At 73.8% G+C, this 21,605-nt stretch carries 23 protein-coding genes and 4 tRNA genes; 21 read left to right on the forward strand and 6 right to left on the reverse strand.

Translation table 11 applies throughout. The features are described from left to right. Positions 1-165: 165 nt before the first annotated feature. Positions 166-1,089 carry a YihY/virulence factor BrkB family protein gene (locus tag ACFFKU_RS10565; protein WP_380137749.1) on the forward strand — a complete coding sequence of 308 codons (924 nt, stop codon included), beginning with the start codon at positions 166-168 and terminating at the stop codon, positions 1,087-1,089. Between the two features lie 124 nt (positions 1,090-1,213). Here ACFFKU_RS10565 and ACFFKU_RS10570 read toward each other — a convergent pair. The 5 genes from ACFFKU_RS10570 to ACFFKU_RS10590 all read right to left on the reverse strand — a co-directional run bounded on the left by ACFFKU_RS10570 (position 1,214) and on the right by ACFFKU_RS10590 (position 3,341). Continuing rightward, a tRNA-Val gene (locus ACFFKU_RS10570) sits at positions 1,214-1,285 on the reverse strand. A gap of 29 nt (positions 1,286-1,314) precedes the next feature. Further along, positions 1,315-1,385 (reverse strand) — tRNA-Cys (locus ACFFKU_RS10575). 34 nt (positions 1,386-1,419) lie between these two features. After that, a tRNA-Gly gene (locus tag ACFFKU_RS10580) sits at positions 1,420-1,492 on the reverse strand. A gap of 126 nt (positions 1,493-1,618) precedes the next feature. Continuing rightward, on the reverse strand, positions 1,619-2,758 hold the full coding sequence (locus ACFFKU_RS10585) for an alpha-hydroxy acid oxidase (protein WP_380137750.1): 1,140 nt from the start codon (positions 2,756-2,758) through the stop codon (positions 1,619-1,621). A gap of 145 nt (positions 2,759-2,903) precedes the next feature. After that, positions 2,904-3,341, reverse strand: coding sequence for an SsgA family sporulation/cell division regulator (locus tag ACFFKU_RS10590; protein ID WP_380137751.1), 438 nt, complete (start codon positions 3,339-3,341; stop codon positions 2,904-2,906). A gap of 371 nt (positions 3,342-3,712) precedes the next feature. Between ACFFKU_RS10590 and ACFFKU_RS10595 the strand changes: the two genes are divergently transcribed. From ACFFKU_RS10595 to ruvC, 14 genes are all read left to right on the forward strand, one after another. Further along, on the forward strand, positions 3,713-4,288 hold the full coding sequence (locus ACFFKU_RS10595) for a TIGR02611 family protein (RefSeq protein WP_380137753.1): 576 nt from the start codon (positions 3,713-3,715) through the stop codon (positions 4,286-4,288). Positions 4,289-4,389: 101 nt separating this feature from the next. Then, positions 4,390-4,461, forward strand: a tRNA-Val gene (locus tag ACFFKU_RS10600). Positions 4,462-4,511: 50 nt separating this feature from the next. Beyond that, positions 4,512-5,081 carry an MOSC N-terminal beta barrel domain-containing protein gene (locus ACFFKU_RS10605; RefSeq protein WP_380137755.1) on the forward strand — a complete coding sequence of 190 codons (570 nt, stop codon included), beginning with the start codon at positions 4,512-4,514 and terminating at the stop codon, positions 5,079-5,081. 75 nt (positions 5,082-5,156) lie between these two features. Continuing rightward, entirely contained in the window at positions 5,157-7,127 is a 1,971-nt protein-coding gene (gene thrS / locus ACFFKU_RS10610) for a threonine--tRNA ligase (protein ID WP_380137756.1), read from the forward strand. A 5-nt stretch (positions 7,128-7,132) separates the two neighbouring features. After that, positions 7,133-7,726 (forward strand): HIT family protein, encoded by a 594-nt coding sequence (locus ACFFKU_RS10615; protein WP_380137757.1) that lies wholly within the window; start codon positions 7,133-7,135, stop codon positions 7,724-7,726. 16 nt (positions 7,727-7,742) lie between these two features. Next, positions 7,743-8,366, forward strand: a complete 624-nt coding sequence (gene pgsA, locus ACFFKU_RS10620; protein ID WP_380137758.1) for a phosphatidylinositol phosphate synthase — start codon at positions 7,743-7,745, stop codon at positions 8,364-8,366. Further along, positions 8,363-9,313 (forward strand): phosphatidylinositol mannoside acyltransferase, encoded by a 951-nt coding sequence (locus tag ACFFKU_RS10625; protein WP_380137759.1) that lies wholly within the window; start codon positions 8,363-8,365, stop codon positions 9,311-9,313. The genes pgsA and ACFFKU_RS10625 overlap by 4 nt, the downstream gene beginning before the upstream one ends. Then, positions 9,310-10,449, forward strand: coding sequence for a glycosyltransferase family 4 protein (locus tag ACFFKU_RS10630; protein WP_380137760.1), 1,140 nt, complete (start codon positions 9,310-9,312; stop codon positions 10,447-10,449). The genes ACFFKU_RS10625 and ACFFKU_RS10630 overlap by 4 nt, the downstream gene beginning before the upstream one ends. Beyond that, positions 10,446-11,027 (forward strand): hypothetical protein, encoded by a 582-nt coding sequence (locus tag ACFFKU_RS10635; protein ID WP_380137762.1) that lies wholly within the window; start codon positions 10,446-10,448, stop codon positions 11,025-11,027. The genes ACFFKU_RS10630 and ACFFKU_RS10635 overlap by 4 nt, the downstream gene beginning before the upstream one ends. Positions 11,028-11,077: 50 nt before the next feature. Then, entirely contained in the window at positions 11,078-12,010 is a 933-nt protein-coding gene (gene pdxS, locus ACFFKU_RS10640; protein WP_380137763.1) for a pyridoxal 5'-phosphate synthase lyase subunit PdxS, read from the forward strand. Further along, entirely contained in the window at positions 12,007-12,534 is a 528-nt protein-coding gene (locus ACFFKU_RS10645) for an NUDIX hydrolase (RefSeq protein WP_380137764.1), read from the forward strand. Before pdxS ends, ACFFKU_RS10645 begins: the two co-directional genes overlap by 4 nt. Before the next feature lie 37 nt (positions 12,535-12,571). Further along, positions 12,572-13,240 (forward strand): pyridoxal 5'-phosphate synthase glutaminase subunit PdxT, encoded by a 669-nt coding sequence (gene pdxT / locus ACFFKU_RS10650; RefSeq protein ID WP_380137765.1) that lies wholly within the window; start codon positions 12,572-12,574, stop codon positions 13,238-13,240. 36 nt (positions 13,241-13,276) lie between these two features. Further along, a complete protein-coding gene (locus tag ACFFKU_RS10655; RefSeq protein WP_380137767.1) occupies positions 13,277-14,038 on the forward strand; it encodes a YebC/PmpR family DNA-binding transcriptional regulator in 762 nt (253 codons plus the stop codon). A gap of 64 nt (positions 14,039-14,102) precedes the next feature. After that, complete coding sequence (gene ruvC / locus ACFFKU_RS10660; RefSeq protein ID WP_380137769.1) at positions 14,103-14,684, forward strand: crossover junction endodeoxyribonuclease RuvC; 582 nt, start codon at positions 14,103-14,105, stop codon at positions 14,682-14,684. 158 nt (positions 14,685-14,842) lie between these two features. On the opposite strand, the gene ACFFKU_RS10665 is transcribed toward ruvC, so the two are convergent. After that, positions 14,843-15,544 (reverse strand): dienelactone hydrolase family protein, encoded by a 702-nt coding sequence (locus ACFFKU_RS10665; RefSeq protein WP_380137770.1) that lies wholly within the window; start codon positions 15,542-15,544, stop codon positions 14,843-14,845. Between the two features lie 128 nt (positions 15,545-15,672). Here ACFFKU_RS10665 and ruvA point away from each other — a divergent pair, with 128 nt between their 5' ends. The 6 genes from ruvA to ACFFKU_RS10695 all read left to right on the forward strand — a co-directional run bounded on the left by ruvA (position 15,673) and on the right by ACFFKU_RS10695 (position 21,564). Continuing rightward, positions 15,673-16,296, forward strand: coding sequence for a Holliday junction branch migration protein RuvA (ruvA, locus tag ACFFKU_RS10670; RefSeq protein ID WP_380137772.1), 624 nt, complete (start codon positions 15,673-15,675; stop codon positions 16,294-16,296). Next, complete coding sequence (gene ruvB, locus ACFFKU_RS10675) at positions 16,293-17,351, forward strand: Holliday junction branch migration DNA helicase RuvB (RefSeq protein WP_380137774.1); 1,059 nt, start codon at positions 16,293-16,295, stop codon at positions 17,349-17,351. The genes ruvA and ruvB overlap by 4 nt, the downstream gene beginning before the upstream one ends. 140 nt (positions 17,352-17,491) lie before the next feature. Next, positions 17,492-17,854: a preprotein translocase subunit YajC gene (yajC, locus tag ACFFKU_RS10680; RefSeq protein ID WP_380137775.1), complete on the forward strand. Its 363-nt coding sequence runs from the start codon at positions 17,492-17,494 to the stop codon at positions 17,852-17,854. Positions 17,855-17,987: 133 nt separating this feature from the next. Continuing rightward, the gene (gene secD / locus ACFFKU_RS10685; protein ID WP_380137776.1) at positions 17,988-20,018 is read left to right on the forward strand and encodes a protein translocase subunit SecD; all 2,031 of its coding nucleotides are present in this window, start codon (positions 17,988-17,990) and stop codon (positions 20,016-20,018) included. Continuing rightward, positions 20,018-21,013, forward strand: a complete 996-nt coding sequence (secF, locus tag ACFFKU_RS10690) for a protein translocase subunit SecF (protein WP_380137777.1) — start codon at positions 20,018-20,020, stop codon at positions 21,011-21,013. The genes secD and secF overlap by 1 nt, the downstream gene beginning before the upstream one ends. After that, on the forward strand, positions 21,010-21,564 hold the full coding sequence (locus ACFFKU_RS10695; protein ID WP_380137779.1) for an adenine phosphoribosyltransferase: 555 nt from the start codon (positions 21,010-21,012) through the stop codon (positions 21,562-21,564). The genes secF and ACFFKU_RS10695 overlap by 4 nt, the downstream gene beginning before the upstream one ends. The last annotated feature ends 41 nt before the right edge of the window (positions 21,565-21,605 follow it).

Here is a 21,605-nt window from a genome sequence, read left to right on the forward strand (position 1 = left end):
CGACCTCCTGGCCCGGTCGCCCGACAGCGGGTTGACCGTCCGGCGTCGCGGGCTGCGGCCGGTGACGAGACGGCCCCGGACGAGGGGGCGACCGACGGGGCGACCGACGGGGTGACCCACGGGAGAACTCGGCGACGACGTCGGACCCGGCCCGGTCTCCTCGCCGTGCTCGTCCGGCTGCTGCGGGCGGTCCGGCGCCTGACGGTCGAGACCGTCCGCTCCTGCCTGCGCTTCCGGGTCACCGGACTGGCGGCCGAGGGCGGGTTCTTCGCCCTGCTCTCGTTGCCGCCGCTGGTGTTCGGGCTGGTTGCGAGCCTCGGCTACCTGGGCCGTTTCGTGGGCCGGGACGACGTTGCCGCGCTCCGGTCGGAGATCGAGCGGCTGACCGAGGCGGTCTTCACGTCCGAGGCGATCGCCGGGGTGATCCTGCCGACCTTCGACTCGGTCACCACCGGGAGCCGGGCCGACCTGACCGTCCTGGCGTTCGCCTTCAGCGTCTGGTCCGGCTCGCGGGCGCTCAACGTCTACGTCGACACCATCGCGATCATGTACGGCCTGGGCGGGCACCGCGGGATCGTGGCCACCCGCCTGCTGTCCCTGTCGACCTACCTCGTGGGGCTGCTGGTGGCCGTGCTCGTCGTCCCGCTCGTGCTCATCGGCCCGCAGCTGCTCTCCCGCTGGCTGCCCGAGCAGCTCGGCTGGGTGACGGCGGTGGCCTACTGGCCGGTCCTGCTGGTCGTCTCGGCGGCGGCGCTGGCCACGCTCTACCACCTGGCCAGTCCCGTCCGGGGGCGCTGGTGGCGCGACCTGCCCGGGGCGGCGCTCGCCCTCCTCGGCTGGATCGGCATCTCCTACGCGCTGCGGTTCGTGCTCTCCAGCACGGTCGGCGGCTCGTCGACCTCGATCTACGGTCCGCTCGCGGCGCCGATCATCGTGCTGATCTGGTTCTACTTCCTGGCCATCACGGTGCTCATCGGCGCCGGTCTGAACTCGGCCGTCGACCGCCTGTGGCCCGACCCGCACCGGGCCGAGGCCCGGCGCCGCGCCCGGACCGAGGCCGCCGACCGGCGGCGGTGGACCCCGCGCTGACGGCGCCGGGACGGTGGCCGACCCGCTCGTCGGGAGGCCGTCCGACGAGAATCCCTCCGGGAACGAGGAAGGCCCCCGACGCTGGTCGCGTCAGGGGCCTGGACCCGTTGTCCTGCAATGTGTGTGGGCGATACTGGGATCGAACCAGTGACCTCTTCCGTGTCAGGGAAGCGCGCTACCGCTGCGCCAATCGCCCGTGCTGAGTTGCTGCTGTTCTCGTGAACGAGGTGGAGACGGGATTCGAACCCGTGTACACGGCTTTGCAGGCCGTTGCCTCGCCTCTCGGCCACTCCACCGTGAAGCAGATGCCTCTCCAACAGCGTCTACCCGAGCGGACGACGGGACTCGAACCCGCGACCCTAACCTTGGCAAGGTTATGCGCTACCAACTGCGCTACGTCCGCATGTCCTGGCTTCCCGGCCCTTCGGCCGTTCCCCCTGACGTCGTAGACAGTAGCCGACTGTCTCCCGATGTTCCAAACCGCCTCCCCGACTGGACATCACGGTCGGGGAGGCGGGTCTCCCGGGCGTCAGGACCAGAGCAGGTCCGGGCCCAGGGCGTCGAGCGAGGGCGCGCCGCACAGGCCCATCGCCATCCGCAGCTCGGTGTCCAGCATGTGCAGGGCGGCCAGGGCGCCCTCACGCCCCGCGGCGGCCAGGCCGTAGAGGTAGGGGCGCCCGACGAAGACCGCGTCGGCCCCGAGGCAGAGGGCCTTGAGGACGTCGGTGCCGCGGCGGATGCCGGAGTCGACGACGACGGGGACGCGCCCGGCCACCTCGGCGGCGACCGCGGGCAGGGCCAGGGCCGTGGGCACGACCGTGTCGAGGTTGCGGGCGCCGTGGTTGGACACCCACACCCCCCGGGCGCCGGCGTCGATCGCTCGGGCGGCGTCGTCGGGACGCAGCACGCCCTTCACGACCACCGGGAGGTCGCTGAGCTCGCTCAGCCAGGTGATGTCGGACCAGGTCAGCGTCGGGTCGAGGCGTTCCACGTAGACGCGGCGGTGGGCCGGCAGGTCGGGTTCGGCCCGCGGGGTCAGCCCCGCCAGGTTGGCGAAGCTGAGTCCGGAGGGCAGCCGCACCGAGCGGCGCCGGTCGGTGTCGCGGGCCCCCAGGACCGGGGTGTCCACGGTGACGACGAGCGCCTGGTAGCCGGCGGCGGCGGCGCGGGCCACGAGGCTCGCGGTGAGGTCCCGGTCGCGGCGGACGTAGAGCTGGAACCACAGCGGGGCGCTGGTCGCGCCGGCGACGTCCTCCATGGAGACCGTGCCCAAGGTGCTCTGGCAGTAGATCATCCCGGCCTCCTCGGCGGCCGAGGTCACCCCCAGTTCGCCGTCGGCGTGCCAGATCTTGTGCGAGGCGGCGGGGGACAGGCCGATCGGGGAGGCCACGGTGGAGCCGAACAGGGTGGTGGTCGTGTCGATCGCGTCCACACCGACCAGGCAGCGCGGGGCCAGCCGGATCTCGCCCCAGGCCTCCTCGTTCCAGCGCAGGCTGCGCTCGTCGCCGCTGCCGCCCTCGAGGTAGTCCCACATCTCCCGACCGAAGGCGCCCTCGGCCAACCGGTCCAGGGCCGCCGAGCGCAGCTCGCGGATGTTCAGCGCGGGGTCGGGGATCGGTTCGACGACGGGGACGATCGCGTCGGCGGTCTGGGTGGCGGAATCGGTCATGGCACTCACCTACCAGATCCCCCCGCAAGATCGGTGCCCGCTCACCCCGATCGGGCCATCCCCGGTACCGCCCCGACCTCCGCCCGGCACGACGGAGCCCCCTCGCACCGCCGTGGTGCGAGGGGGCTCCGTCGTGGTGGAGCGGTCAGGACACGAGACGTGCCACCAGGTCGTCCAGGTCCAGGTGACGGGTCTCGCGACCCGGGGGGACCAGTGCGTCGGCGCGGCGCAGGAAGCGCCGCACGTCGGCCTCGTCGGCCTCCAGCTCCGCGTTGCCGTCCGGGGACGACAGGCGGAGCAGGATGCGGGCCCGTCCGTCACCGGCGAGGGCGGAGTTCATGCACGGCTGCACCTGCACGTCTCCGTCGCCGGCCGGTGCCTCCAGTCCCTCCCTCAGCAGGTCACGGGCGAACACCCATTCGACGTCGGTGTCGCCACCCCGGAACACGGCGTGGATGGCGTAGGGGTCGTCCGCTCCGTAGTGCAAGCTCGCGGGGACGGGGAGACCCGGCCCGCTCGTCGTCCTCAGGCGGAGCGACACGTCGACGTCGACCTCGGTCTTGCGATGCGGCAGTGCAGGCACGTCGACCTCCGTGTGCTCAAAGGCCGCTGACGGGCTACAGCGACCGTGCCCACCAGTTTCCCACCACGAGGGCGTCTGAAACCACCCGAACGCACCAGGTTTTTCACCTTCCGTTCAGGTCGGCCCGGGCGGGTGGGTGGCGGGTCCCGCCGATCGGGTGGAGGTTCGGTGAGGTCGGGAGCGCGGACGCGACCTCGCGCGTTGGACCTCCCGTGACGCGACGACGTCGAGGACCGGTCCAGGGACCGGGAAGGAGCGTGGAGCCCGTGCGGACGGTGCCATCCCGGGAGGCGGCGACCCTGGGGTCGTCCGCACGCCCGCGCGCGGGAACCGCCGCTGCGCACGCCCCGGCCGCGGAGGACACTGCGGGGGTGGACGCGCAGTCGGGTCAGGCCCCGCCCGCCGCGGAGGCGGCGCGGGCCGACCGGGCGGGCGGGGACGCGGAGGTGCGCTCGGCGGCCCGGTCGGCGGAGGCGGCGACCGAGGAGTCCGTGGCCTCGCCCCGGCAGCGCTCGATCCGCCGCCGTCGCCTGGAGCGGTTCCGCCACGTCTACCGCGACCGGCGCGAGCGGCTGCGGGCCGACGCCCACAAGGACCGCATCTACCGCACGGTCGTCGGCGTCCTCGGCTCCGTCGTGGTCGTGGTCGGACTCGCCCTGGTGCCCCTGCCCGGCCCGGGCTGGCTGATCGTCTTCCTCGGACTGGCCCTGCTGGGCACCGAGTTCCACTGGGCCCGTCGCCTGCACGCCTTCGGACGGCGGCAGCTGCACGCCTGGACGGCCTGGCTCGGGCGGCGGTCCTGGACGGTCCGGGTGGCGCTCGCCTCGGCCTCGGCGGTGTGCGTGGGGGCGCTCGTCTACGGCTACCTGGTCTGGGCCGGCATCCCGGGGTGGACCCCGGAGTTCGTCCGCGCCGAACTGCGCCAGGTCCCCGGCCTGCAGTCCTGACCCCTCGTGCCCACCCCGGCCGACCCGGGCGCCCGGTGGTCGGGAGCGCTGCGGGGAGACGGTATGGTTCTCACACCGAGTCGCGCTCCGGCGTCGATTCCGGGCGATTAGCTCAGTGGTAGAGCACTTCGTTCACACCGAAGGGGTCACTGGTTCGAACCCAGTATCGCCCACCCACCTCGACCGTCCGCCGTCACGGCGGGCCGTCCCCGGGAGGTCGTCGATGATCCCCGGTCGTCTCCTGCAGGTCCAGGTCTTCCCCGTCAAGTCCGTTCCCGGCCTCTCGCTGCCCGCGGTCGAGGTCCGGGCCGAGGGGCTGCTGGGCGATCGCGGGTTCGTCCTCGCCTCGGGCACCGAGACCCTGGTCGCCAAGCACCACCCCGCGCTGCGCTCGCTCGCCCTCGACGGTCCCCCCGGGGCGCCGCGGGTGGCGGCCCCCCCGGCCGGTCCGGGCGACCTGCGGGCCGTGGCGGCCCGGCTGGGACTCGCCGAGGTCCACCTCGAACCCGTCACGGGCGGTGCCCGGCAGGTGGCCGCGGTGCACGTGGTCACCCTGCGCGCGCGCCGCGTCGAGGGGGCGGGGGACTCCTCGCGCGCGAACCTGGTCCTGGACACCGACGGCTGGCCCGAGGACCCCGTGGAGGGCGACGTGCTCGAGGTCGGCCCGGTGACGCTGCGCCTGGGGGCGACCCCTCGGCACTGCGCGGGGTCGTTCGCCGAGGTGCTGCGCCCGGGGCGGGTCGGGGTCGGGGACGCGGTGCGCCGCCGGAACCCTGTCGGGGGCCCCGGCTAGAGTCGCTGCGCAGCGCCTCGGGCGCCGCCCACCGTTCCGCCGATGTCCCGCCCAGCGACGCCCCGGAGGCCAGCAGTGTCCGCCCAGCTCACCGTCACCCGATCCGGCGAGGCGCAGCAGGTGCCCGTCGGCACGACGGCGGGGGACCTCTTCACCGAGCAGCGCGACGTCGTGGTGGCCCGCGTCAACGGCGAGCTGCGCGACCTCAGCCACGAGCTGGCCGAGGGCGACGTCGTCGAGGGCGTCCCGGTGTCCGACCCCGACGGTCTGGCCGTGCTGCGCCACTCCACCGCGCACGTCATGGCCCAGGCGGTCCAGCAGCACTTCCCGGGCACCAAGCTCGGCATCGGCCCGCCGATCAAGGACGGTTTCTACTTCGACTTCGACGTCGAGCGTCCCTTCACCCCCGAGGACCTGAAGACCCTCGAGAAGACGATGCAGCGCATCGTCAAGGAGGGGCAGCGCTTCGTCCGGCGCGAGGTCGGCGACGACGAGGCGCGCGCCGAGATGGCCGACGAGCCCTACAAGCTGGAACTCATCGGGCTGAAGTCCAGCGCGGGCGAGGCCGCCGACGGGGCCGAGGCCGAGGTCGGCGAGGGCGGGTTGACGATCTACGACAACCTCCGCCGCGACGGGTCCGTCGCCTTCCGCGACCTCTGCCGCGGGCCGCACGTACCCAGCACCCGGTTGTCCGGCAACGGTTTCGCCCTCCTCCGGTCGGCGGCGGCCTACTGGCGGGGCAGCGAGAAGAACCCGCAGCTGCAGCGCATCTACGGGACGGCCTGGCCGAGCAAGGACGAGCTGAAGGCCTACCAGGAGCGGTTGGCCGAGGCCGAGCGCCGCGACCACCGCCGCCTCGGCGTCGAGCTGGACCTGTTCTCCTTCCCCGACGAGATCGGTTCCGGTCTCGTCGTCTTCCACCCCAAGGGTGGGGTGGTCAAGCGGGAGATGGAGGACTACGTCCGCCGCCGGCACATCGAGGAGGGGTTCTCCTACGTCGGGACCCCGCACATCTCCAAGGGCGGGCTGTTCGAGACGTCGGGGCACCTGCCCTACTACGAGGACACGATGTTCCCGGGGATGGCCCTGGAGAACTCGAAGTACTACCTGAAGGCCATGAACTGCCCGATGCACAACCTGATCTTCCGTTCGCGCGGACGGTCCTACCGCGAGCTGCCGCTGCGGTTCTTCGAGTTCGGGTCGGTCTACCGCTACGAGAAGTCCGGGGTCGTGCACGGGCTGACCCGCGTCCGCGGGCTGACCCAGGACGACTCGCACAGCTACGTGACCCCCGAGCAGGCGCCGGGGGAGATCCGCCACCTGCTCGACTTCGTCACCGGTCTGCTCAGCGACTTCGGCCTCGACGACTACTACCTCGAACTGTCCACCCGCGGGGACTCGGACAAGTTCATCGGTTCCGACGAGGAGTGGGCCAAGGCCACCGCGGTGCTGCAGGAGGTCGCCGAGGGCACCGGTCTGGAACTGGTCCCGGACCCGGGCGGGGCCGCCTTCTACGGCCCCAAGATCTCGGTGCAGGCGCGCGACGCCATCGGGCGCACGTGGCAGATGTCGACCATCCAGTACGACTTCAACCAGCCCGCCCGTTTCGAGCTGGAGTACACCGCGGCCGACGGGACCAAGCAGCAGCCGGTGATGATCCACTCGGCCAAGTTCGGTTCCCTGGAGCGGTTCTTCGGCGTGCTGACCGAGCACTACGCGGGCGCCTTCCCCCCGTGGCTGGCCCCCGTGCAGGTCGTCGGGATCCCGGTGGCCGACGCCCACGTCGAGCACCTGCAGCAGGTGGCGGCCGAATTGCGTCGGCGGGGGATCCGCGTCGAGGTCGACGACGCCGACGACCGCATGCCCAAGAAGATCCGTACCTGGACCAAGCAGAAGGTCCCGTTCCTGCTCATCGCGGGTGCCGAGGACGTGGAGAACGGGGCCGTGTCGTTCCGCTACCGCGACGGCAGCCAGGAGAACGGGGTCGCGGTCGCGGACGCGGTCGAGAAGATCGTCGACGCGGTCGCGCGCCGGGTGCAGGTCTGAGCGCCGTGGGGTCGGCCGCGGGGGACCCGCCACCGTCGGGGTCCGACCCGGAGGTCCGCGTCGAGGCGGCCGAGGGGTTCGCCGGGGCCGCCGACGGGTTCGAACGGTTGTGGACCCCGCACCGGATGGCCTACATCCGTGGGGACCGCAAACCGGCCGACCCCGACGACGCCGAGCAGTGCCCGTTCTGCCGGGCCCCGCACGGTTCCGACGCCGACGGTCTGATCGTCCACCGGGGCGAGCTCTGCTTCGTGGTGCTGAACCTGTTCCCGTACAACCCCGGTCATCTCATGGTGTGCCCCTACCGCCACGTCTCCTCCTACGTCGACCTCGACGAGGCGGAGCTGCGGGAGTTCACGGCGCTCACCCGGACCGCCGTCCGGGTCCTCGCCGCGACGTCGGCGCCGCACGGCTTCAACCTGGGCATGAACCAGGGCGAGGTGGCCGGTGCCGGGATCGCCGCCCACCTGCACCAGCACGTCGTGCCCCGCTGGGGTGGCGACGCGAACTTCCTGCCCGTGATCGGCCGGACCAAGGCGCTGCCGGAGCTGCTGGAGGACACCCGCCTCCGGTTGGCCGCGGCCTGGCCGGCCGCGTGAGGCCGGGGACGTCGCGATGCTGAACAAGTACGCGCGGGCGGCGGTGACCACCCTGTTCTCCCCGCTGGCCCGGTTGCTGCTGCGGCTCGGGGTCGGGCCGGACGCGGTCACGATCGTCGGGACCCTCGGGGTCTGCCTCAGCGCCCTGCTGCTGTACCCGCGGGGGGAGTTGTTCTGGGGCACGATCGCGGTCACCGTGTTCGTGTTCTCCGACACCCTCGACGGCATCATGGCCCGGGCGCAGGGTCGCTCCGGGCCGTGGGGGGCGTTCCTCGACTCCTGCCTGGACCGGTTCGGCGACGCCGCCGTCTTCGGCGGGCTCGTGGTCTGGTTCGCCCGGGGCGGCGACTCCGAGCTCACCGCGGGGCTGGCCCTTCTCTGCCTCGTCCTCGGCGGGATCGTGCCCTACATCCGGGCCAAGGCCGAGGGGGTCGGGATGACCGCCGCGGTGGGCATCGCCGAACGGTCCGACCGGCTGGTCGCGGTCCTGGTGACGACCGGGTTCGTCGGCCTCGGGCTGCCCACCGAGGTCCTCACGGTGGTCCTCGCCCTGCTGGCCCTGGCCAGCGCGGTCACCATCGGGCAGCGGATGGCCACCGTCCGGCGGCAGGTGCTGGCCGCGGCCGCCGACCGCCCGTGAACCGCGCGCTGCTCGGGTTCCGGCTCGGGTGGCGGGTGCTGCCCCACCTGCCCGAGCCCGCGGTCCTCGCGGTCGCCGAGGCCGTGGCCGCCCGCCTGGCCCGGGCCGGGGGGGACCGGGTCGCCCAGTACCGCCGCAGCCTCGCCCGGGTGCGGCCCGACCTCCCTCCGGACGAGGTCGACCACCTCCTCACCGCCGGGCTGCGGGCCTACGCCCGCTACTGGGTCGACCTGTTCCGGCTGCCCGCCTGGAGCGGTCGACGCGTCGACGTCACCGTGGTCGCCCACGGCGACGCCGCGGTCCGGACGATCCTGGCCGAGGGGCGGGGAGTCGTCGCCGCCCTGCCGCACCAGGGCAACTGGGACCAGGCCGGGGCCTGGGCCGCCCGTCACCTCGGGCCGGTGCTCACCGTGGCCGAGCGGCTCGAACCGCCGGAGCTCTACCGGGAGTTCGTGGCCCAGCGGGCCCGGCTCGGCATCGAGGTGCTGCCCCTCGGCGACGCGGGGACCACCGCGACGCTGCTGCGACGCCTGCGTTCGGGGCAGTTCGTCGCCCTCCTCGGGGACCGCGACCTGGGCGGCGACGGGGTGCCCGTCGACTTCGGGGGTGCCCCGGCCCGCATCCCGGCCGGGCCCGCCTGGCTGGCCCTGGCCTCGGGCGCGGCACTGGTCGTCGTGGGCCTGCGGACCGAACCCCTGCCGCGCCGCGACCCGGCCCGGCGGACCGGGGCCCGGTGGCGGCTGCACCTGACGTTCACCGCACCCCTGGAACCCGTCGACGCGCCCCGGCGCGAGCAGGTCGGGGGCCTCACCCAGCAGGTGGCCGACGAGCTGGCGGCCGCGGTGCGCCGTTCCCCGGCGGACTGGCACGTCCTGCAGCCGTTCTTCCACGACGACCCCGAGGACGGCGCCCGCGGTCCCGGGCCGGAGCCCGGACGGGTGCCGTGAGGATCGGGATCGTCTGCCCCTACTCCTTCGACGTGGCCGGCGGCGTGCAGTTCCACGTCCGCGACCTCGCCGCCGCCCTGGGCGGTCGGGGTCACGAGGTCCGCGTGCTCGCCCCGGGGGACGACGGCGACCCGGCCCTGCCGCCGTTCGCCGACGGGTGCGGGCGGGCGGTGGCCGTGCCCTACAACGGGTCCGTGGCCCGGCTCTCCTTCGGCCCGGTGGTCGCGGGCAAGGTCCGCCGCTGGGTGGCCGAGGGCCGTTTCGACGTCCTGCACCTGCACGAGCCGCTCTCGCCCAGCGTGTCCATGCTCGGGCTCTGGGCCGCGGTCGACGTCCCGGTCGTCGCGACGTTCCACACCGCGATCCTGCGCAGCCGGGCCATGCAGACGGCGTTCCCCCTGCTCCGGCCCGGTCTGGAACGCATCTCGGCCCGCATCGCGGTGAGCGAGGACGCGCGCCGCACCCTCGTGGAGCACATCGGCGGGGACGCCGTCGTGGTGCCCAACGGCGTGTACGTGGACGCGTTCGCCGCGGCCCGGCCCGACCCCCGTCTCACCGGCACCCCCGAGGCGCCCGTGATCGCCTTCGTCGGTCGGCTCGACGAGCCGCGCAAGGGTTTCGGCGTGCTGGCCGAGGCCGTGCCCCGGATCCGGGCCCGCCACCCCGGCGCCCGGTTCGTCGTCGCGGGGCGCGGTGACGTGGGCACCGCGCGGGCCCGCCTGGCGGACCCGACCGCGGTGGAGTTCCTGGGGCCGGTGCCCGACGCGGACAAGCTCGCGCTGCTGGCCTCGGCCGACGTGTACCTCGCCCCGCACACCGGTGGGGAGAGCTTCGGCATCGTCCTGGTCGAGGCCATGGCCGCCGGGGTCGCCGTCGCGGCCAGCGACCTCGGCGCCTTCCGTCGGGTGCTGGACGACGGCGCGGCGGGACGGCTGTTCGCCACCGGGGACCCGGCCGCGGCGGCCGAGGCCGTCCTCGGACTGCTGGAGGACCCGGTCGGTCGTCGGCGCCTGGCCCTCGCCGGGGCCCGGGCCGCCCGACGCTACGACTGGTCGACGGTGACCGCCCAGGTCCTCGCCGTCTACGAGACCGTCCGGGCCGGGTTGCCCCCGGTCGGGGACGGGCGGCGACGGTGATCGCCCTGATCTGGGCGCTGACCGTCGTCCTGGTCCTCTCGGCCCTGGCCTGGTGGCTCTCGACGACGGCCCAGCGCCTGGACCGGCTGCACCACCGGGTCGAGACCTCCCGGGCGGCGCTGGAGATCGAGCTGACCCGCAGGGCCTCGGCCGCGCTGGAACTGGCCGCCGGGGGGACGCTCGACCCGGCCGCGTCCCTCGTCCTGGTGGACGCGGCGACCGCGGCGCTCGACGCCCCGCGCACGCCCGCCGCCCTGCGCGACGTCTCCGACGCCGACGACGCGGCGCGCTGGGCGGCCGAGAGCGACCTCACGGAGGCGATCCGCTGGGCGGTCCCGGAGGGGGTGGGGCCGGACGTCGCCCCCGACGATCCCGGAGGGGCCGGTCGACGGGTCCGCGAGGCCGCGCACCGGGTGCAGCTGGCCCGGCGCTTCCACGACGACGCGGTCGTGCAGACCCGGCGGTTGCGGGGCAAGCGGCTGGTCCGGATCGCCCACCTGGCCGGGCACGCACGGCTGCCCGAGACGGCCGACTTCGCCGACGGTGGGCGCGACGGGACCGGGTTCGACGGCTCGTAGACTGGACCGTCTCAGGAGTAGTTCCCATCGAGAAGCGCGAGGCGAGCAGCGTGAGCACCGACGTGACCACCGACGTGACGAGCACCCCGGAGGGCGACGGCCCGGTCCTGGGGACCGCCCGGGTCAAGCGCGGGATGGCCGAGATGCTGAAGGGCGGCGTCATCATGGACGTCGTCACCGCCGAGCAGGCCCGCATCGCCGCCGACGCCGGGGCCGTCGCGGTCATGGCCCTGGAGCGGGTGCCCGCCGACATCCGCGCCGAGGGCGGCGTCTCCCGGATGTCGGACCCGGACATGATCGAGGACATCATCTCCGCGGTGTCGATCCCGGTCATGGCCAAGGCCCGCATCGGCCACTTCGTCGAGGCCCAGGTGCTGCAGTCCCTCGGGGTCGACTACATCGACGAGTCCGAGGTGCTCACCCCGGCCGACTACGCCCACCACATCGACAAGCACGCGTTCACCGTCCCCTTCGTCTGCGGGGCCACCAACCTGGGCGAGGCGCTGCGCCGCATCACCGAGGGCGCGGCGATGATCCGCTCCAAGGGCGAGGCCGGCACCGGTGACGTCTCCAACGCCGTGACCCACATGCGCACGATCCGCGGTGAGCTGAACCGGCTGCGCTCGATGGCCCCGGACGAGCTGTACGTGGCGGCCAAGGAGATGCAGGCGCCCTACGAGCTGGTGGCCGAGGTCGCCCGCCAGGGCAAGCTGCCCGTCGTCCTCTTCACCGCCGGCGGCATCGCCACCCCGGCCGACGCGGCGATGATGATGCAGCTCGGCGCCGACGGCGTCTTCGTCGGCTCCGGCATCTTCAAGTCCGGCAACCCGGCCCAGCGGGCCGAGGCGATCGTCAAGGCCACCACCTTCCACGACGACCCCGACGTCATCGCGAAGGTGTCGCGCGGGCTCGGCGAGGCCATGGTCGGGCTCAACGTCGAGGCCATTCCCGAGCCGCACCGGCTGGCCCAGCGCGGCTGGTGACGTCCGACCCGCTCGGTCCCGAGTGGGGCTACGGCCCTGACGGGCTGCGCACCCGTGACGCGTCCCGCGTCGTCGTGCTCGACGACGCGGGACGCGTGCTGCTCGTCCGCGGCGGGGACCCCACCCGTCCCGGGGAGCAGTGGTGGTTCACCGTCGGCGGGGGCCGTGAGGCGGGGGAGGACGGTCGCCGCGCCGCCCGCCGGGAGCTGCGCGAGGAGGCGGGCATCGACGCCGCCGAGGACGCCTTCGAGGGGCCGGTCTGGCGGCGGGTCGCCGACTTCCCGTTCTTCGGCCAGCCGTGCCGGCAGAGCGAGGAGTTCTACGTCCTTCGGCTGGACTCGACGGTCACGCTGTCCCGCGACGGCTGGACCGCGATGGAGTCCGACGTCCTCACCGACCTGCGGTGGTGGGACCCCGCCGACCTCGCTGCCTCCGGGGACACCTACTACCCGACGACGCTGCCCGCGCTGCTGGCCGAGCTGCCCGCGCGGTTCACCGGGGAGCCCCGCACGATCGGTGACTGAGGTCGGTCGGGCGGGTCGGACCCCGTACCCTCGCCCGGTGAGTTCCGCACCCGCCACCCCCACGCCGTCCGAGGGGTCCGACCCCCGTCCCCGGGTCGGCGTCCTGGCCCTGCAGGGCGACGTCCGCGAGCACGTGGCCGCCCTCGTCAGCGGCGGGGCCGAGGCCGTCACCGTGCGCCGACCGGCCGAACTGGCCGCGGTCGACGGCCTGGTGCTGCCCGGGGGCGAGTCGACCACCATCGACCGCCTCCTGCGCGTGTTCGAGCTCCGGGAGGCCCTGCGGGCGCGCATCGCCGAGGGCCTGCCGGTCTACGGCTCGTGCGCCGGGATGATCCTGCTGGCCGATCGCATCCTCGACGGCGCGAAGGACCAGCAGACCCTGGGTGGGCTCGACATCACGGTGCGGCGCAACGCGTTCGGTCGCCAGGTCGACTCCTACGAGGAGGACCTCCCGATGGCCGGCGTCAGTGGTACCGGACCGGACCTGCGGGCCGTCTTCATCCGGGCCCCCTGGGTGGAGGAAGCGGGTCCGGGGGTCGAGGTCCTCGCCCGGGTGGGGTCGGGACCGGCCGCGGGTAGGATCGTGGCCGTGCGCGACGGCGACCTGCTGGCCACGTCGTTCCACCCCGAGATCACCGGGGACGACCGGGTGCACCGCTTCTTCGTCGGGATGGTCCGCGAACGGGTGGCGCGCCAGCAGGGCTGAGCACGCAGGCGACAGCAGTCAACAGCGGAGGAACAGATGTCCGGCCACTCCAAGTGGGCGACGACCAAGCACAAGAAGGCCGTCGTCGACGCCAAGCGGGCCAAGAGCTTCGCACGGCTCATCAAGAACATCGAGGTCGCGGCCCGCACCGGTGGTGGTGACCCGGCGGGCAACCCGACGCTGTACGACGCCATCCAGAAGGCCAAGAAGACCTCGGTGCCCGCCGACAACATCGACCGCGCCGTCAAGCGCGGGTCGGGGGCCGAGGCCGGCGGAGCCGACTGGCAGACGATCATGTACGAGGGCTACGGCCCGAACGGCGTGGCGCTCCTGGTCGAGTGCCTCACCGACAACAAGAACCGGGCGGCCATGGAGGTCCGGACGGCCATGACCCGCAACGGCGGGTCCATGGCCGACCCCGGGTCGGTCGCCTACATGTTCAGCCGCAAGGGCGTCGTCGTGATCGGCAAGGACGGCAACGACCTCACCGAGGACGACGTGCTGACCGCCGTGCTCGAGGCCGGCGCCGAGGAGGTCAAGGACAACGGCGACACCTTCGAGGTGATCAGCGAGGCGACCGATCTCGTCGCCGTCCGTGAGGCCCTGCAGGCCGCGGGCATCGACTACGACTCCGCCGACGCCAGCTTCGTCCCGAGCGTCGAGGTCCCCCTCGAGGCCGACGGGGCCGCCAAGGTGTTCAAGCTCGTCGACGCCCTCGACGACTGCGACGACGTGCAGAACGTCTTCGCCAACTTCGACGTCTCCGACGACGTGATGGCGGCCCTCGAGGACGCCTGACCTGCGGCGACACCCCCCGTCAGGCTCCCGGCCCCCGTCCTCGCCCCGTGCGAGGGTGGGGGCCGTGCGCGTTCTGGCGGTGGACCCGGGGTTGACCCGCTGCGGTCTGGGGGTCGTCGACTCGCGGCCGGGCGGTCGCGCCGAGCTCGTCGCCGTGGGCGTGCTGCGGACACCGGCCGCGGACCCGGTGGAGGCCCGCCTGCTCGGCATCGACACCGGGCTGGGGGAGTGGCTGGACGAGCACGCGCCCGACGTCGTCGCCGTCGAACGGGTCTTCGCCCAGGCCAACGTGCGTTCGGTGATGGGGACGGCGCAGGCCGCGGGGCTCGTCCTGGTGGCGGCGGCGCGCCGCGGTCTGCCGGTGGCGATGCACACGCCGAGCGAGGTGAAGGCGGCCGTCACCGGGTCCGGTCGGGCCGAGAAGGCCCAGGTCGCCGCCATGATCACCCGGATCCTGGGCCTCGCCGAGGCCCCCCGTCCCGCGGACGCCACCGACGCCCTGGCCCTCGCCGTGTGCCACCTCTGGCGCGGCGGCGGTCTGGCCCGTCAGCAGGTCTCGGCCCACCGCGCCCTGGTCACCGGCCGCCGCAACGGCTACGCCGAGGCCGAGCGCCTCGCCCGTCTCGGTCGCCTCCCCACCCGCTGACCCACCCTCTCCATCCCGTCCCCTCGGGCTGAACTTCCCCGTGATCAAGGAATGACTGCTCTCCGCCCCGTGCGCCACACCCTCCGGACGGTGCGGGTGGGAAGCATGGGGCGGCGGTCGACCCATTCCTTGATCACGGAGGGGTGGGGAGGGACGGGTCAGGGGGTGAGGTGGGCGCGGAGGAAGGTGACCGTGCGCTGCCAGGCGAGCTCGGCGCTGTCGCGGCGGTAGTTGGGTCGCTCGTCGTTGTAGAACGCGTGGGGGGCCGGGTAGACGTGGAATTCCGGGCGGACGCCGGTCGCCTCCTCGATCCGGGTCTCGGTCTCGCGGACGGCGGTGAGGGGGACGGAGGTGTCCTCGGCGCCGAAGTGCCCCAGGACGGGGGCGGTGAGGCCGGTCCAGTCGGTGCCCGGGTCGGGCAGGCCGTACCAGGGCACGGCCGCCCCGACCCGCATCCCCTGCTGGGCGGCCAGGCGCAGGACGAAGGCGCCGCCCATGCAGAAGCCGACCGCGCCGACCGCGGTGGACGTGACGTCGTCGTCGGCCAGCAGGTGGTCGACCGCGCCGGCCAGGTCGCGCACGGCCTGCTCCACCGGCAGCTCGCGCAGCAGGCCCGCGGCCTCTTCGGCGTCGTGCGCGACCCGCCCGCCGTAGAGGTCGGGGGCCAGCGCCACGAATCCCTCGCCCGCGAACCGGTCGACGATCGAGGCGACGTGGTCGTCGAGGCCCCACCACTCCTGGATGACGAGGACCCCGGGCCCCGGCCCGGCGGGCCGGGCGAGGTAGCCGTGGGCCCGGCCGCCGGCCGTGGCCGAGGGAAAGGTGACGTTCTGACGCGGGTTGCCGCTGTGCTCGTCCACGGCCCGACTCTGCCCCGGCCGGCCCGGTCCGGCATGTCGCGCCGGGAGGCGGACCGCCGCCTGGTCTACCGTGAGCCGTCGTACAGGTGTTCGTCCGGGCCGGGGTCCGGGGTGCGGGAGGTCGGTTCGTGATCGCGTCGGTGCGGGGCCGGGTCCTCGGCGTCCGGTTGGACTCCGCCGTCGTCGAGGTCGGCGGCGTCGGCATGCTCGTCATGGCCGCGCCCGCCACGCTTGCGGGGCTGCGGGTCGGGGAGGAGGCGGCGCTCGCGACGAGCCTGGTCGTGCGCGAGGACTCGCTCACCCTGTTCGGCTTCGCCGACGCGGACGAGCGCGAGGTGTTCGAGATCCTGCAGACCGTCTCCGGGGTCGGTCCCCGGCTGGCCCTGGCCATGCTCGCCGTCCACCGTCCGGACGGGCTGCGCACGGCGGTCGCCGCGGAGGACCACGCGGCCCTGATGCGGGTCCCCGGCATCGGCAAGAAGGGGGCGCAGCGCATCTGCCTGGAGCTCGGCGACCGGCTCGGCCCCGCCCTCGGCGCGGCGAGCGTCCCCGTCCCCGCCGCGGTGGCACCGGCCGATGCGCACCGCGCCCAGGTGGTCGAGGCCCTGGCCGGGCTCGGCTACCCGGCCAAGCAGGCCGGGGACGCGGTGGAGGCCGTCCTGGCCGGTGGACCCGACGGGGGGCTGAGCCTGGAGCCGGCCGAGGTGCCCGCCGTCCTGCGGGCCGCCCTGCGACACCTCTCCGGCCGATGAGCCCCTCGGAACGCATCGTGACGACCGGTGCCGACGAGCAGGAACGTGCGGCCGAGTCGGCGCTGCGGCCGCACGGCCTGACGGAGTTCGTCGGGCAGAAGGTCGTGCGGGAGCAGCTCTCCCTGGTGCTGGACGCGGCGCGGGCCCGGGGGGCGCCGGCCGACCACGTGCTGTTCTCCGGTCCGCCCGGGCTCGGCAAGACGACCCTGGCCATGATCGTCGCGTCCGAGATGGGCGCCCCGTTGCGGCAGTCCAGCGGGCCCGCGATCCAGCACGCCGGCGACCTCGCGGCCGTGCTGAGCTCCCTCGACGAGGGTGAGGTGCTGTTCCTGGACGAGATCCACCGGATGGCCCGCCCCGCCGAGGAGATGCTCTACATGGCGATGGAGGACTTCCGGGTCGACGTCGTCGTGGGCAAGGGGCCGGGGGCGACCGCGATCCCGCTGCAGCTGCCGCGCTTCACGCTGGTGGGGGCCACCACCCGGGCCGGGCTGCTGCCGGCGCCGCTGCGCGACCGTTTCGGGTTCACCGGGTACCTCGACTTCTACACGCCCGAGGAGCTCGTCCTCGTGCTGCGTCGTTCGGCGCAGCTGCTCGGGGTCCAGCTCACCGCCGAGGGGGCCGCCGAGATCGGCGGTCGCTCGCGCGGCACGCCGCGCATCGCCAACCGGTTGCTGCGCCGGGTCCGGGACTGGGCCCAGGTGCGCGGCTCGGGCATCGTCGACCGGCGCGCGGCCCGGGCGGCGCTGGAGGTCTACGAGGTGGACGAGCTCGGTCTGGACCGGCTCGACCGCGCCGTGCTGGAGGCGCTCTGCCGTCGATTCGGCGGGGGGCCCGTGGGGCTCTCGACCCTCGCGGTCGTCGTGGGGGAGGAGGCGGAGACGGTCGAGACGGTCGCCGAGCCGTTCCTCGTCCGGGAGGGTCTGCTGGGACGCACCCCGCGCGGTCGGGTCGCCCTGCCGCAGACCTGGGCCCACCTCGGGCTGACCCCGCCGCGCGACGCCCCGGGAGGCTGGCAGCTGCCGTTGGACGAGACCGGGCCCGGCGCTCCTTAGACTCGGGGACCACCACCGCCGGGTCGCCGGGGAACCCCCCGTCCCGGGCCGGCGTTGGTCAGCCGTGCCCGGCATACCGCGTCGGGCGCGGGCCCCGGCGCGCAATCGACCCCGCTGGGGCGTGAGAGGGGACAACTCCCGTGGAAGGCCAACTCTTCTTCCTGCTGCTCATGGGCGCGCTGCTCGTCTGGATGATCACGCGCACCCGCAAGCAGCAGAAGAACCAGCAGCAGCTGCAGAACAGCGTCGCGCCCGGTTCCGAGGTCATGACGACGTCCGGCACCTACGGGCGGGTCGTCGGGGTCGAGGACGACGCGGTGCAGCTCGAGATCGCTCCCGGGGTCGTGACCCGGTGGAGCCGTCGGGCCGTCGCCCGCGTCCTGACGAACGCCGACACCCCGGTCGAGACCACGCCCGGGTCCGCGGCTACCACCGAGGACTCCGTCGGCGGGATCGACCTGACCAAGCCCGCCGGCGCCGAGGACGACACGCGCCGTAGCTGACCGGATGCGCTCCGAGAGGGAGACTCGGTCATTACGGTTGGCAGGAGTCGTCCACGGGGAGTGCCACACTGTGCGCTGATCGGGGGACGGCGGTTGCCGCTCCTTTCGCCACATCAGCTTCCGAGGTTCATCTGTGTCCAACGACTCCTCCTCGCCCGGGGCGCCGCAGCGTCCCCCCCGGGTCCGGCACGGCGCCCCCATCCGCCGGTCGCACCCGGGGCGGGTGCTCGTCCTCCTCGCCGTCATCACCGCACTCCTCTTCGGGGGGGTCGCCGCCGGCGTGAAGTGGGGGTCCGCGAGCTGGAGCCCGGGTCTCGCCCTCGACCTCGAGGGGGGCACCCAGGTCATCCTGACCCCGCGGCCCACGGAGGGCTCCAACCGGCAGGTCACCGCCGACCAGCTGAACCAGGCCGTCTCGATCATCAGCCAGCGCATCGACGCGACCGGCGTCGGTGAGGCGCAGGTGCAGGTCCAGGGCGGGCAGAACATCTCGGTGTCCATCCCCGGGCAGGCCACGCGCGAGCAGCTCGACCTGATCGCGCAGTCCGCCCAGCTGCGGATGCGGCCCGTGCTCGTCGCGGCCGCGAGCGACGGGCAGGCCGCGGCGCCCAGCACCGACCCCGCCACCGACCCCGCCGCCACCGACCCCGCCGCCACCGCCCCGGCGACCGACCCCGCGGCCACCGCCACCGCCACGGACCCGGCCGCGACCACCCCGGCGGCCACCCCGGCGGCCACCCCCGCCCCCAGCTCCGACGGCGCCGCCGCGCCGGCCGCGCTGCAGGCGGCCACCACCCCCGCGCCGACCACCCCCGCGCCGACCAACCCCGCGCCGGAGGGCACGACGGCCGCTCCGACCGAGGGGGCGACGACCGCCCCGACCGCGAGCAACGGACCGGGTCAGCCCACCGACTCGCCGACCGCGTCGCCGACGGACTCCAGCGACCTCGCCCAGCTGACCCCCGACGTGCAGCGGCTCTTCGTCGGGCTCGACTGCAGCGACCCGGCCAACCGGACCGGCGGGATCAACGACGACCCGGCCAAGGTGCTGGTCACCTGCAGCCAGGACGGTGCGGCCAAGTACGTCCTCGGGCCCACCGCCATCGAGGGCACCCAGCTCACCAACGCGACCGCGGCGCAGGCCACCAACAGCCAGGGCCGGGTCACCGGTGGCTGGAAGATCGACCTGCAGTTCGACAGCGAGGGCGGGACCATCTTCCGCGACCTGACCGAGCGGATCAGCCAGCTGCAGTCCCCGCAGAACCAGTTCGCCGCCGTGCTCGACGGGCTCGTCGTCACGGCCCCCCAGGTGTCGCAGACCATCCCCGGCGGCCGGGCCGAGATCACCGGGAACTTCACCCAGGACAGCGCCGACGCGCTGGCCCAGCAGCTCCGGTTCGGGGCGCTGCCGCTGAGCTTCGACGTGCAGACCGAGGAGCAGATCTCGGCCACGCTCGGGGCCGAGCAGCTGCAGCGCGGGATCATCGCGGGGATCATCGGTCTCGCCCTGGTCATCGGGTACTCGTTGCTGCAGTACCGCGCCCTCGGGCTCGTCACGGTCGGCAGCCTCCTGCTGGCCGGGCTGCTCAACTGGGGCGTCATCCTCATGCTCAGCTGGCTGCAGGACTTCCGGCTCTCCCTCGCCGGGGTCGCGGGGTTGATCGTCGCCATCGGCGTCACGGCCGACTCGTTCATCCTGTTCTTCGAACGCGTCCGAGACGAGATCCGGGACGGTCGCTCGTTGGCCTCCGCGGTCGAGGCCGGGTGGAAGCGCGCCCGCCGCACGATCATCATCTCCGACGCGGTCAGCCTGCTCTCGGCCGTCGTCCTCTACATCCTCGCGGTCGGCAACGTCCGCGGGTTCGCCTACACGCTGGGCATCACCACGATCATCGACGTCCTGATCGTGGTCCTGTTCACGCACCCGGTGGTGGCCCTGCTGGCCAGGACGAAGTTCTTCGGCGGGGGCCACAAGCTGTCCGGCTTCGACCCCGAGCACCTCGGGTCGGTCGTCGCCAGGTTCGCCCTGCACGGCGGGGCGCGGCGCGAGACGGTCGCGGAGCGCCGGGCCCGGGAACGGGAGCAGGAACGGGAACAGGAACGGGAGAAGGCCCGGGCCGCAGCCGGTCCCGCCGATCGCAGCACCGAGGACGGGGACGCCTGATGGGCATGGCATCGATGGGCAACCGGCTCTACACCGGTGAGACGAGCTTCCCGTTCGTCGCCCGACGCAAGCGCTGGTACCTGATCGCGGCGGTGACCGTCCTGGTCTCGATCGTCCTGCTGTTCAAGCCGGGTCTGACCTTCGGCATCGAGTTCGAGGGCGGCTCGGAGTTCCGGGTCTCCGGGGCCAGCGGCGAGCAGGTCGGGCGCGAGGCCGTCGAGGGGGTCCTCACCGACACGGTCCCCGAGGTCACCGAGGTCGGCACCGACAGCGTCCGCGTGCAGACGGTGACGCTGAGCACCGACCAGCTCGACGAGGTCCGGCAGGCGCTGGCCACCGCCTACGACGTCCCCACCTCGGCGGTCACCTCGACCAGCATCGGTCCGAGCTGGGGCCAGGACGTGACCCAGAAGGCGCTGACCGGTCTCGTCGTGTTCTTCGTCCTGGTCTCGCTGGTCATGGCCCTGTACTTCCGGACCTGGACCATGGCGCTGGCCTCGCTCATCGCCCTGCTGCACGACCTCGTCATCACGGCCGGGGTCTACGCGCTGGTCGGGTTCGAGGTCACCCCCGCGTCGGTGATCGGGTTCCTGACGATCCTCGGCTACTCCCTCTACGACACCGTCGTGGTCTTCGACAAGGTTCGCGAGAACACCACCGAGGCCTTCCTCAAGCGCAACCGCACGTTCGAGGAGGCGGCGAACTTGGCCGTCAACCAGACCGTGGTCCGCTCGATCAACACGTCGATCGTCGCCCTGCTGCCCGTCGCGGCCATCCTCTTCATCGGGGACCTGCTGCTCGGCGCGGGCACGCTGCGCGACATCAGCCTCGCCCTCTTCGTCGGGATGCTCGTCGGGGCCTACTCCTCGGTCTTCATCGCCACCCCGCTGCTGGTCGACCTCCGTCGCCGGGAGAACCGGGTCAAGACCCTGGACGCCGAGGTCCGTTCGGCCCGTTCCGGGGAGGGTGCCGCCCCGGAACCCAGCACCGCGTGAGCACCCAGCTGGACGGCGCGGCCGCGGCCGGGCGGGAGGCACGCATCCTCGCGCGGGTCCGCGACGTCGCCGACTGGCCCCGTCCGGGGGTCGGGTTCAAGGACATCAACCCGCTCCTGGCCGACCCGGTCGCCTTCGCCGAGGTGGTCGACGCCTTCGCCGCGATCGCCGCGACCGCGGGGGCCGAGGCCGTCGCCGGGATCGAGGCCCGCGGGTTCGTCCTGGCGGCCCCGGCCGCGGCCCGGGCCGGCCTCGGCTTCTGGCCGGTCCGCAAGGCCGGCAAGTTGCCCGGACGCACCCTGCGCCGCGACTACGACCTCGAGTACGGCCGCTCCGCGGTCGAGGTCGACCCCGAGCTGGTCCACCCGGGCTCGCGAGTCCTCCTGGTCGACGACGTGCTCGCGACCGGGGGGACGGCCGCCGCTGCGGCCGGCCTGCTGGCCGAGGCCGGCGCCGAGGTGGTCGGGGTGGCCGTGCTCCTCGAACTGACCTTCCTGCCCGGTCGGGCGGCGCTGTCCGGTCACGAGGTCACCGCCCTGGCGCGGTCGTGACCGCACCGATGGCCCGGTCCACCCGCTCGGAGTCCTAGACT

The organism is Kineococcus gynurae (assembly GCF_042433995.1).
Classification (GTDB): domain Bacteria; phylum Actinomycetota; class Actinomycetes; order Actinomycetales; family Kineococcaceae; genus Kineococcus; species Kineococcus gynurae.

Bases quoted from the DNA above. Each gene is read 5' to 3' on its own strand.
- ACFFKU_RS10605 (WP_380137755.1), top strand. From the start codon at position 4,512: ATGATCCCCGGTCGTCTCCTGCAGGTCCAGGTCTTCCCCGTCAAGTCC.
- ruvB (WP_380137774.1), top strand. From the start codon at position 16,293: ATGAGCCCCTCGGAACGCATCGTGACGACCGGTGCCGACGAGCAGGAA.
- secF (WP_380137777.1), top strand. From the start codon at position 20,018: ATGGGCATGGCATCGATGGGCAACCGGCTCTACACCGGTGAGACGAGC.
- pgsA (WP_380137758.1), top strand. From the start codon at position 7,743: ATGCTGAACAAGTACGCGCGGGCGGCGGTGACCACCCTGTTCTCCCCG.
- ACFFKU_RS10655 (WP_380137767.1), top strand. From the start codon at position 13,277: ATGTCCGGCCACTCCAAGTGGGCGACGACCAAGCACAAGAAGGCCGTC.
- ACFFKU_RS10585 (WP_380137750.1), bottom strand. From the start codon at position 2,758: ATGACCGATTCCGCCACCCAGACCGCCGACGCGATCGTCCCCGTCGTC.